This is a genomic window from Wolbachia endosymbiont (group A) of Anomoia purmunda, assembly GCF_947251545.1.
GTDB lineage: Bacteria > Pseudomonadota > Alphaproteobacteria > Rickettsiales > Anaplasmataceae > Wolbachia.
Genome location: NZ_OX366362.1, coordinates 1,256,574 through 1,268,167 on the forward strand (window position 1 = coordinate 1,256,574; position 11,594 = coordinate 1,268,167).

Consider the following 11,594-nt stretch of genomic DNA (forward strand, 5'->3'; position numbering starts at 1 on the left):
AAGCCCCTATTCTATCCTGTTTCTACTTTTATGAGAAGGGCTATACTTTAGGAAGCCTGAGTACCCATTTTTTTGAAATCCATTTAAAATAGGTTCCAAAAACCTAAACTGTATTATTTTAAATTGCATCAGTATTATTCTCAAAAAAAAATAACAGAATATCAATAGATTAAAAATCGCATCAGTATTATTTATTTTTGCTTCTGTCCTACATAACGGCATTAATAACTCTCATCCTTAAAAGCATCAATTTGTTTTTAAGGAAAGTTATGAAATTACAAAACTACCATATAGTTATTAAAAATGTAAAATATCAAGCTTATAGACTGAAACTTGCTAAGTGCTTTATTAATGAAGCTCACGAAGATCTTGAGCAAGAACTCTTCTGTGAAATTTGGCCATGTCTTGATCAGTATGATGAAGATAAAAGTAGCTTTAACACTTTTGTAGCAAGACTAACTGAAAATAAAGCTATTAACCTGTTAAAGAAACAGCGATGTGCAAAACGTGACATCAATAACTATATTAGCATTGATGTAACAGAGCTACTTGAGAGTGAAATAACAAAACGCATTGATGTAGACTATATGATCTCGGTTTTACCAAAGGAATGGCAAAATATATGTGAGCAACTTAAATTTTTCAACTTACATGAAGTTGCCAAGATAAACAACGTTTCAAGAACCACTTTAAACAATATTATCAAGAAGATACGTGCCAAACTTTCTCCTATTTACTACGCAGGCAAAAAGAAAAATTGAACAAAATTTTTGCCTTTCTTGTATATATATACATCGTAGCATGGATAAATAATGGTTCTTACAATTTTGAATAATAATGAAAGATTGCAAACAATATCAACTGTAAAAATGGTCATCTTTGGTCCTTATGGTATTGGTAAAACAAGTCTCCCAAAGACCGTAGATGAACCAACACTTTGCCTTGATTTTGAAGCAGGGCTTCTTGCCGTTCAAGACTGGCAAGGAGATTCAATTAGCCTTCGCACTTGGAATGAAGCTAGAGATATTGCTTGTCTTATAGGGGGGTCTAATCCTGCGCTGAAGTCTGATCAAGCATATATCCAAAGACACCATGAACATGTATCTCGTAAGTACAAAGATCTTTTTTCTGAGTTTTCTAAATACCGATGCATCTTTGTAGATAGTATAACCGTTGCTTCACGTTTATGTCTATTATGGGCAAAAATGCAACCTGAAGCTTTTTCTGAGAGATCAGGAAAGCAGGATATGAGAGCTGCCTATGGATTACTTGCTCAAGAAATGATGGCTTGGCTCAATCAATTTCAGCATATCAGAGACAAAGACATCATCATAGTTGGTACTTTAGGTCAGTATTTAGACGATTTTAACCGTCCAAACTGGCTACCTCAATGTGAAGGAACTAAAACTGCCAGTGAAATTCCTGGGATAGTTGATGAAGTAATTAATATGGTTGGTATAAAACAGGAGGATGGAACAGAGAAACGCTCTTTTGTTTGCCACACTTTAAATCCCTGGGGATACCCAGCTAAAGATCGCAGTGGACGCCTGAGTATGGTTGAAGAACCGCACTTGGGGAAGCTGCTTACAAAGATTAAAAGCAAGTTTTAAAATTTAAACATGGAGAATGATATATGTTAGAAGACCTGTTAACTGACTTTAACACTGTAAAACCGCAAAGTAGATTAATACCAAAATGTACAATAGTAAAGGTAAAAATGACAATCAAGCCTGGAGGTTATGAAAATTGGTTTACTAAAAGCTATGCTACCGGCAGCATCTATTTAAACGCTGAATTTATTGTCACTGAAGGTCCATACGCAAAACGCAAGATTTTTCAAGTAATTGGTATTAAAAGTGGCAAAGCAAGCGTTGAAGGAGATACTTGGGGAGAATCTGGTCGTTCCATGTTTAGAAGTATTTTGGAGTCAGCACGAAATATTCATGCACATGACACTTCAGAGAAAGCAGTTATTGCTAGAAAAATCAACTCTATAGCTGATTTTAACGGGTTAGAGTTTACTGCAAAAGTTGGTATTGAAGCTGATAGTAGATACGGAGACAGGAACAGAATTACTGCAGTTGTTACTCCAGAACAAAACAATAGCATTGAATCTGATTGGGTCCCGTTTTGAAGTACGACGAGGAAAAGCTTTGGTCTGCTGTCGTTACTAGAGGTATTCAGGACGCAGTAGGAAAAAACCCAAAGCTAAGAGAAGAAGCAATTAATTGGCTGAATTCAAAATCTTTTGAAACTGTTTGTGAGCTAGCTAATCTCAACTTTACACGTATGAAAAATATGTATGGGAGTTTTATGTCTAAAAAGCAAGAAAAGATAAAAGCATTATTAATTGATAATATCAAGGAGTGCCTTTCTTACCTACTTCCAAATGGTGAGTTTTACCGAGAAAAAACTTATATTGGAGACTTAAATGGAAATACAATTACAGTTAAAATAGTAGGTAAGGAAGCTGGTGATTGGCGTAATTTTACTGAAGGAACTGGTGGTGATATTATTGATCTTTGGATTTTAATTAAGGGTGATATATATTCTGCTAGAAAGTGGCTCAATAAAAAATCAAAGAGTGGAGAAAAAAAAGGGGGGAAAAGAGAAGAAAAAATATTTTCTGTAAAGCAGTACTTAAGTGATCAATCACCAATACCAGAAGATATAATAGCTCCACGAATTCTCACTCCAGGTGGTCTTTTAGTCATTGGTGGTACTCCAAAGGTTGGCAAAAGTTATTTTCTTCTCTCTTTGCTTGCACATCTTGCAGCAGGAGTGTCGTTTCTTAAGATGAAGTCAGCAAGGCCACTAAAAATAGTCTATCTGCAAAATGAGATGGAGTACAATTATATCAGGGAACGCATACAACAAATCATAACTAATCAAAGGCTGCCAAATCTAGCAGAAGAAAACTTGATTGTTACTACAAAGATGAGATTAATTTTAAATGATGAAGGTATAGAGAAAATAAAAGATATTATAAAAGAAAAGTTTGATATCAAAATGATAGACCTTATCGTTTTGGATTCTCTTGACTATGAAAATATATTTTCTGGCCTGCAAAGCAGAATAGAAAGACTACGTTCTGTGATTAATCCTACAGCTGGAATAATTATCACACGTCATACCAGAAAAGTATCCACAGCTACATTAGCAAAAAGTCCTTTTCAAGCTTTAATTGGTGCTAATGCTTTAAGAAGTTTTTATACGTCTGGTATGGTAATGTTTCAACCAAATAAACGTGCAAATGTCTTGCAAGTAGTATATGAGCTAAGAAACGGTAAATCAATACCAGCAAAATTTATTAGCAGAGTAAATGGGCGTTGGCAGAACTCTAAAGTTATAGCTACGGCTTAATTTGTCTGCAAAAACGTGAAAACTCAGCTTCTGCAAAACATCAGATCTTGTCTTTTTCACCTACTACCAAGAGGAACATTTCGTGGCGATAAGTTTTATGTAGGTGATGTACAGGGTAACAAAGGCAAAAGCACTGTAATAGAGTTAACAGGTGAAAGAGCTGGATTATGGAAAGATTTTGCAACAGGAGAAGGTGGTGACATTATTGACCTTTGGGCAACAGTACACGGGAAGAATGCGAAAACAGAATTTCCTGAAGTAATGCTCTCAATAAGTGAATGGCTTGGCATCAAAGAAAAAAATAATATTAGAGATCTAGAACAATACCTGACTTGTAGTTGGAACTACTACGATGAAAATAACCAATTGATTGTAATAGTCTACCGTTATGATCCTCCTTTAGAGAAAAAACAGTTTAAACCATTTGATGTTAAAAAACAAAGATTCAAAGAGCCAGAGATAAGGCCACTCTACAACATTCCGGGTATTTTAAGGTCCGATAAAGTTGTTCTTGTAGAAGGAGAAAAATGCGCAGAAGCACTTATAGAGAAAGGAATTACAGCTACAACTGCGATGTTTGGAGCAAATGCGCCTATTGATAGAACAGATTGGACTCCGCTTAGAGGTAAACATGTTATCATTTGGCCAGACAACGATGAAGCAGGTAATAAATATTCCAAAAACGCTGAAAAGAAGCTTTTAGAACTTGGTGTTGCATCACTTGCTACGCTTAAGATTCCACCGAATAAACCAAGGAGTTGGGATGCTGCTGATTGTGTGTTAGAGGGAATAAATGTTTCAGAATTTATTGAAAAAAACTCAAGAAAAATAATTATTAAACCACCACTTGATATTTTTAGCTGGAGCGTAGAGCGTTTTGTAGGTCCAGTACCAAAGCAAAGATTCTTGGTTGAAGGATTATTTCCTTTGGGTGTAACATCTATTTTGGCTGCAATGGGTGATACTGGTAAAGGTATGCTTCTTCTTGACCTAGCCCTCAAGGTTGCAGGTAGCATAGATCAGGTATGCGGATTTGGCCAACTTGTTACTGAACACGGATCTGTTGTGGTATTTTCTGCAGAAGATGATACAAATGAAATACATCGTCGCTTAGAACGACTTGATCCAAAATGTGAAAGATTAAAATATAAAGATAGGCTATTTATTGTACCATTACCAAACATAGGAGGATCTTTTGCCATACTTAAGAATGTTCGCGGTAAAGTTGTAGAAATATCTCCAGAATTTGAGTCGGTAATGAAGCAGCTGAGCAGGATAAAGGATTTAAAGCTCATTATATTTGATCCCCTTGCTTCTTTCATTCATGCAGATTTAAATGCTGATCCAGCAGTAGGGGATTATCTCATGTGTTTATTATCTGATTTAGCATGTAGCACTGGAGCTTCAATAATTACTGCACATCATATGAGAAAGCTGAAGGGAGAAAAGCCTATATCAACAGTAGAGCAAGCACGAGATGCTATTCGAGGTACTTCTGCTCTCGTAAATGGAGTTAGGTGTTCTTTTGCTTTTTGGCCTATTGAGGATATAACTAAACCAATGATTTTTAGATCAATTGGAAAAATCCCAAGACAAAATGCCTTATTTTATGGAGCTGTTGTTAAGGCAAATGGCCTGGCTGATCGTACTGTACGTACTTATCTGAGAAATGAAGAAACAGGGCTATTAGAAAACATCACTGAACAATTAAAAGCTCAAAATACTAGTGATAAGGATCTTAAAATATATCTTATTGATTCAATTGCGCGAGCTGCTATTTCAGGACATCCATTTACTCACACAGGAAGTGCAGGAATACATAAACAACGACATAGACTGCCTGAAGTTTTTCATAGTATGGGAAGAGATAGACTAGAGCGTATAGTTCAAGAGCTTTTACAAGCAAAGCAAATAGTTAAAGGAATGGCTAATGGTTCAAAAGAAGATAAATGGCTTGATGTAAAAACAGGACCATTTGCACGTGGAGTTGGAAAATTTACTCATGGAGCTGAAAATTTTTAAAATCAGGAAATTCTATTTTTTTATAGTCAAAGTAAAAGGGTTAATACGATAACCATGTGATGATCTTTGCCAACCAAGTGTTTGTATTACATCATCACGTTCAATATTTAATCCTAATTTCTCAGCAAGTGCAGATTTGATTGTTCTTTGCATCTTATTTAATGGTTTTCTGATTTGTTGTTCTAAATCTGCTTCTAAACTAAGTCCCAAGAGTTTTTCTAACTGATTAATATTGAGAAGCGTATGTTTTTCAGGTGGTAACTCTTTCTCGCAGTCATGTAAAAATTGCCTAAATAATATTCGAAAAATATTAAGACATGATACAGCTTTTTTATTTATAACTTCAATACTATTAACATATACCATACCTTTAACTACCTGTAACTCCAAAAGCTTTGTTGGCACAATTGGTTCAACACGTTTAAGCGAAATATATGAAGCTGGTAAAACTTGCAAAGAAGTATTTTCTACTACCTCTGGTACTCCTCTTTTAGCTGCTTCTTGAAATATCTCAGTTAAAGTCTTAAGCTGACAAAACAGTTCTACCATTGGCACTACATATAGGCTCAATAATAGATTAGGTATATCTTTTTTTAGAGTGATGAGAACTGTCGGATGGACTCTAAGTTTATCTATAGTTAAAAATATCGCATCAGTACAAAAATCAAGGATTATTAGATTTACAATACGACCTTGATTACAAATATAATAAACTCCTTTTTCCACTTTTTCCCACATAAGTCTTGAATCATTCAACTTAGTTTCAAACCAGTCTATGATTCTCTCTGTATTTAAGTATATAGATAAGAGATGAAATCTCTGTTTTTGATAAGTATTAGGCAGAATATGACGAGAACAGTTTTCACAAATAGCGTCATCACATACTTCATCAAAGTCTGGATCAATGAAAATCTCATTGCTACAACTTGAATCAATTACATTTGGCCAATCAAGATAATCTTCTTCACAAGAGCAAACAATATAATACCTTTCTTGCATTTGTATCCATCCAAGATCAAATAAGTATCTTGCTGCTTTAATGTGATTTTGACTTGGATTAACCCAAGAACTATTTGAACTTAAAAGATCAGCAATTTGCTTGTGAAAGGATCTTAAGGCCATAGGATTGTTCCATATGTTTCTTTAGCTCCTCTCTTTCTTTTTTATTGAGCGGATGCTCTGAATAATAAATTTCCCCACTTGATTTGAAAGAAAATGTTACCTTTTTGTTTTGGAACATTACTTTAGCTGATTGAATAGATTGTAGTATGTTGCCAATAGATGGCTTTAAAATATGTAACTCTGGTGCAATAGGATCATACGGCTTTACACTTAAAGTAAGATATGTATTACTATTTTTAAAATAATCTGACTTAAAATTTAACTCAAATATACAAATATTAGGATCAGAACCCTCTATACATGTTTGAAGAAATTTGTGCACTTGTAGTGGAAAGTTCTTATCTTGTATATTTATAAAAGTACATTCGCAGTCAAAATACCCACTTACAATGCTATTTGCTATTTCCACAGCTTTATTAGTATTTTTAGCACAGAGATTAACCTCAGTACCATCGAGCGAAAAATCTAAAATCATCCACTCAGGTTTATGACCATAAACAACTTTATTTGAATTAAGCAGTAAATCCATGTCACTTCCTCGACGTACAAACATATATATTCGATCTTGATGATGGAAAAAACCCTGCAATTGGTTTTCAAACTTAAGTATCTGCTCTACAGCTTTTTGTGACATAAATGCCTTGAATGAAGTATTTATTTGTCTTGGTGGTTTCTGCAAAGCAAATGATACGAAGCCTTTCTTTTGCACTTTATCAAAGTGATAGACAGATTTTAGAAGTTCACAATTTATGTGAAATAGTAAAAACAATAAGGATCTTTTATCATACTTGGTATTATTTTTTATCAGATACGATCTCATTAACTTCTCAGTCAGAGCAAATCTTGCTACTTCACTGACTGTAGCCTCAAGTTTTGTACGATCAAAGTGGCTAATGAGATAATAGTTAAAAAGAGAGTCAGAGTAACCGGTAAGTATCTTACGTTTTTGTTGAGTAGATCTATCATCGTAGTCTCCATCTTGAAAAAGCTGCCCATTTAAATGACTTTTAAAGCAATGCTGAAAAATGATGCTCAGTTGTTTACCAGAAAGAGAATCTAACCAAGACTGACGTATCTTTGAATCTTGAAAGCGATCTAGTAAAAGATTAACAGGAACTTCTAAATCACTCTCCCAAAATTTGTAACTTGGATGAATATTCATAACAGATTAAATAAGCCATATTATACATAATATGACAATTCAAGCAAAGATTTTTTGGACATAATTTTTTCAAATCTTGTATATTTAATTAAGGAGAATTTTTGTGAACTAGATAGCTTTCTTAAATAAGGTGTGCATAGGTTTAGTTTAATAGAAGTCTCCTAACCTTATAAAAAAACTCACAGGAAGAAAAACATGCAAAAAGGGGAATTAACTATTAATTGCCGTTATGAACCTCACAGGTTAGCGGGTACATATTTGGCAAATGCCTATGAACAATTATTGAAATGTAAAACAAAGGAGGTAGAAGAAAATGACAACGGTAAGCTTGTATGCAAGAGTTTCATCAAGACAACAGGCACAGGAGAATACGATAGAGAGTCAGATTGTAGAATTGGAGCGTCGCATTAGTAGTGATGGACATGAATTGTTAGATGAGCATAGGTTCATCGATAATGGTTACAGTGGATCAAATTTAGAACGTCCTGGCTTAGAGAGTTTACGTGATAGAGTAGCAGAAGGTAAGATTGATAAGATATACATTCATTCACCTGATCGGCTATCACGTAAATTTTCATATCAAATGATCTTACTCGAAGAGTTTAAAAAGGCTGGATCTGAAATAGTATTTTTGAATCATAAGTTTGATGATAATCCTGATTCCCATTTATTTCTACAGATTCAGGGAGCAATAGCAGAGTATGAACGTGCAAAGATTATGGAACGAAACCGTAGAGGTAAACTTCATGCGGCCAAAGCTGGGTGTATAAGTGTGATGGGTAGGGCGCCTTACGGTTATCGCTACATAGCAAAACATGTAGGTGAAGGAAGTGCTCAATTTGAGGTTGATGAAGAAGAGGCAAATATAGTGCGTAAAATATTTAGTCGGGTTGGCCAAGAAAGAGCAAGTATAGGAGAAGTTGTACATGAACTGAATAAGATACCGGTAATAACACGAACAGGAAAAAGGTATTGGAAAAGGAGCACTATTTGGAACATGTTAAGAAATCCTGCTTATATAGGAAAAGCAGCTTATGGTAAAACTAGGACATGCTCAAAACCACAAGTAAAAAAGTCAAAAAAAGGAACTTGTGGTAAACTTAAAAGTGGTCGCTTTAACATTGATAAAGAGAACTGGACTTATATTCCAGTACCAAAAATAATCAATGAAAATTTATTTGATTCAGTGCAAACACAATTAGCTGAAAATAGACAAAGAGCAAGAGTACGGCAAAGAAGAGAAACATATTTATTACAAGGTTTAATGGTATGCCAACGTTGTCAATATACTTATTGTGGTACAAACCACGTTCATAAAAAGTCGACATATTATTACTATCGTTGCTCTGGTACAAACTCTAGCAAATTCAATGGCAATAAAATCTGCGATAATAAATCAATACGCACTGATGTATTAGATGGAGTTATATGGGAAGAAGTCAAGAGTATCTTGAAAGAGCCAGATAGGATTGCAAATGAATATCAACGTAGATTGTCAGAGAACAAAAAGCCTTTACATAATCAAACACGTGAAAAGCAAGAAAGTAAGCTAAGATTAAGTATCAAAAAATTTATTGATAGCTATGCCAAAGGGTTTATAAGCCAAGAAGAATTTGAACCAAGAATCACAACAATGAAACAACATTTGAAAGAAATTGAAGAAGAGAAAGAAAGAACGCTTGATCAAAAAAAACTACAACAAGAATTGATCCTTGTTACAGATAGCTTGAAAAACTTTTCCTCAAGTGTTGAATCAAAGCTTGATCAAGTAGATTGGCAGACTAAACAAAATATTATTAGAATGTTGATTCATCAAATTGAAATCAATCACAATCACTTGTATATAGTATTCCGCATAAAAAGTCTTGCAAATTTTGATCAAAATAGCCATAATAGAATTATGCAATGTTGTACTAGCAGTCAACGGTCAGTGAATACCTAAATTTGAGTAAAAGAAATTTCACTACCGCTCACTAATCCGGCTAAAATTCAAGAATTTCAATGCTTTAGCTATTTTCAATAGAATTAAGTTTATTAATATAAATAACAAATTACTATTCTTAAATTTGATCAGATTGATTGCAAAAAAACAAGATTTTCAATAGGTTGCTTATAATCCTAACTATAGTTAGCCTTTCATAAGTAGCGATGCAACAAAGCCATCCCAGTGTCGGCTACTCGGATGACATCCTCCCTAGTGGAAATTGCTCTCAAATCACAATGTTCGTACAGTTGTTCATAGGATGACAAAAGAGTAAACTTTATCTGTGTGAGCTATAGACACAAATTACAACAAATGCAGTAGCGTAATCTCCATCGTCACTCAGAGAAAGATGAATTTTGGAGATAAAATCCTTGCTAACGGTAAGATATGGCTTGCCTCTCACATCATTGTATATTTCTATATCTTTCATTATAATACCCTGACCACTACCTCGTGCTTTAACAAAAGCCTCCTTTGCCGCAAAGCGCTTAGCGAAATACCTTGATCGCATTTCTTGACTATTATACTTTCTACTTAGCTCTATTTCCTTTTCAGTGTAGATTCTATTGAGAAATTTTTCCCCGTATTTTTGTAATATTCTCAATACTCTTGGTATATATACTATGTCAGTGCCGATACCACGTATCATTTTGTGCTAAAGTGATTTATTGCTTCCTCAATCTGCATTTCCTTTACCTCTCCAGTTGCTCTATTTTTTACTTCAGCTATCTTTTCATCTATTGCCTTTTTTCCGACAATTATTTGCCACGGCAAGCCTATCAGATCCATTCTAGAAAATTTTACTCCTACACTTCCTTCTGTATCATCGTAAAGCACTTCATCACTTTTCAAAGCTTTATATATTTTATCTGCAGCCTCCGTTACTTTCGTTTGTAAATTGATTAAACCAATTCTGAAAGGAGCCACCGATTCTGGCCAGATAATTCCTTTATCATCATGAAAAGCTTCTATTATTGCACCAACAAGCCTTGAAACCCCAATGCCATACGAACCCATATGTATATTGACGTTTTTTCCATCTTGAGAAGTAACACTTGCCTTCATAGGCTTTGAATATTTATCACCAAAATAAAAAATATGCCCTATTTCAATACCTTTACTAACATTTAACTGCTCTTGCGGCACAAGGCAAGTTTTAGGATCATGCATATCATCTGCAACTGCGTATATACTCTTCAGATTTTCAATATCTTCTCTCTCTAGTAGTTCAGAAAATTTATTGTCATAATATAAAGTGCTCTCACCAGTGTTTGCCAATATATGAAACTCGTGGCTCAAATTTCCTCCAATTGGCCCCGTATCAGCTCGAACTCCAATTGGAGTAAGTCCCATGCGTTTGAAGATTTTTATGTAAGTTTTGTACATCAAATTATATGAATTCAGTGCACCTTCGTAATCCACATCAAAACTATACGCATCCTTCATCAAAAATTCCCTACCCCTCATAACACCATAACGTGGTCTTACCTCATCACGGAATTTCCACTGGATATGATACAAACAAAGTGGCAAATCTTTGTAACTTTTTACCACATCTCTAATTAGATCAGTTGCCACCTCCTCATGAGTTGGACCGAAAAGCATGTCTTCCTCATGCCTATCCCTTATACGCAACATTTCCTTACCGTAATCATCGTAACGCCCTGATTCTCGCCAAAGATTTGTCGGTTGCACACAAGGCATTAACACTTCAATAGCGCCAGATTTGTCCATTTCATTTCTGATGATGTCTTCAATATTTTTAAGCACGCGCAGACCAAGTGGTAACCAGGAATAAATGCCAGATGCTACCTGTTTTACTAAACCTGCACGCAAAGAATATTGATGGGAGATAATTTTAGCATGAGCAGGCTTTTCCTTTAGAGTTGGTAGGTAATACTTGGATAAACGCATATAATAGATCTGATTGTATTAAGTAAT

Annotated in this window: 10 protein-coding genes; 6 read left to right on the plus strand and 4 right to left on the minus strand. The window is 34.7% G+C overall.

The window, feature by feature from the left end; genetic code table 11:
- Positions 1–269 precede the first annotated feature (269 nt).
- Genes OPR57_RS06470 through OPR57_RS06490 form a run of 5 tightly spaced genes read left to right on the plus strand, consistent with a single transcriptional unit; the run spans position 270 to position 5,385 of the window.
- Complete coding sequence (locus OPR57_RS06470) at positions 270–761, plus strand: sigma-70 family RNA polymerase sigma factor (RefSeq protein WP_265036341.1); 492 nt, start codon at positions 270–272, stop codon at positions 759–761.
- Positions 762–812: 51 nt separating this feature from the next.
- The gene (locus OPR57_RS06475) at positions 813–1,610 is read left to right on the plus strand and encodes an ATP-binding protein (RefSeq protein WP_265036342.1); all 798 of its coding nucleotides are present in this window, start codon (positions 813–815) and stop codon (positions 1,608–1,610) included.
- A 23-nt stretch (positions 1,611–1,633) separates the two neighbouring features.
- Positions 1,634–2,134 (plus strand): hypothetical protein, encoded by a 501-nt coding sequence (locus OPR57_RS06480; RefSeq protein ID WP_265036343.1) that lies wholly within the window; start codon positions 1,634–1,636, stop codon positions 2,132–2,134.
- A complete protein-coding gene (locus OPR57_RS06485; protein ID WP_406831393.1) occupies positions 2,131–3,363 on the plus strand; it encodes an AAA family ATPase in 1,233 nt (410 codons plus the stop codon). The genes OPR57_RS06480 and OPR57_RS06485 overlap by 4 nt, the downstream gene beginning before the upstream one ends.
- 15 nt (positions 3,364–3,378) lie before the next feature.
- Positions 3,379–5,385, plus strand: a complete 2,007-nt coding sequence (locus tag OPR57_RS06490; RefSeq protein ID WP_265036345.1) for an AAA family ATPase — start codon at positions 3,379–3,381, stop codon at positions 5,383–5,385.
- A gap of 12 nt (positions 5,386–5,397) precedes the next feature.
- Here the strand turns inward: OPR57_RS06490 and OPR57_RS06495 are convergent, their stop codons facing one another.
- Positions 5,398–6,507, minus strand: coding sequence for a hypothetical protein (locus tag OPR57_RS06495; RefSeq protein WP_265036346.1), 1,110 nt, complete (start codon positions 6,505–6,507; stop codon positions 5,398–5,400).
- Positions 6,473–7,669: a hypothetical protein gene (locus OPR57_RS06500; protein ID WP_265036347.1), complete on the minus strand. Its 1,197-nt coding sequence runs from the start codon at positions 7,667–7,669 to the stop codon at positions 6,473–6,475. Before OPR57_RS06500 ends, OPR57_RS06495 begins: the two co-directional genes overlap by 35 nt.
- 313 nt (positions 7,670–7,982) lie before the next feature.
- On the opposite strand from OPR57_RS06500, the gene OPR57_RS06505 reads away from it, so the two are divergent.
- The gene (locus OPR57_RS06505) at positions 7,983–9,611 is read left to right on the plus strand and encodes a recombinase family protein (RefSeq protein WP_265036348.1); all 1,629 of its coding nucleotides are present in this window, start codon (positions 7,983–7,985) and stop codon (positions 9,609–9,611) included.
- Between the two features lie 319 nt (positions 9,612–9,930).
- On the opposite strand, the gene OPR57_RS06510 is transcribed toward OPR57_RS06505, so the two are convergent.
- Both OPR57_RS06510 and proS read right to left on the minus strand, forming a co-directional pair.
- Positions 9,931–10,302, minus strand: a complete 372-nt coding sequence (locus tag OPR57_RS06510) for a holo-[acyl-carrier-protein] synthase (protein WP_265036349.1) — start codon at positions 10,300–10,302, stop codon at positions 9,931–9,933.
- Positions 10,299–11,567: a proline--tRNA ligase gene (gene proS / locus OPR57_RS06515; RefSeq protein ID WP_265036350.1), complete on the minus strand. Its 1,269-nt coding sequence runs from the start codon at positions 11,565–11,567 to the stop codon at positions 10,299–10,301. The genes OPR57_RS06510 and proS overlap by 4 nt, the downstream gene beginning before the upstream one ends.
- Positions 11,568–11,594 lie beyond the last annotated feature (27 nt).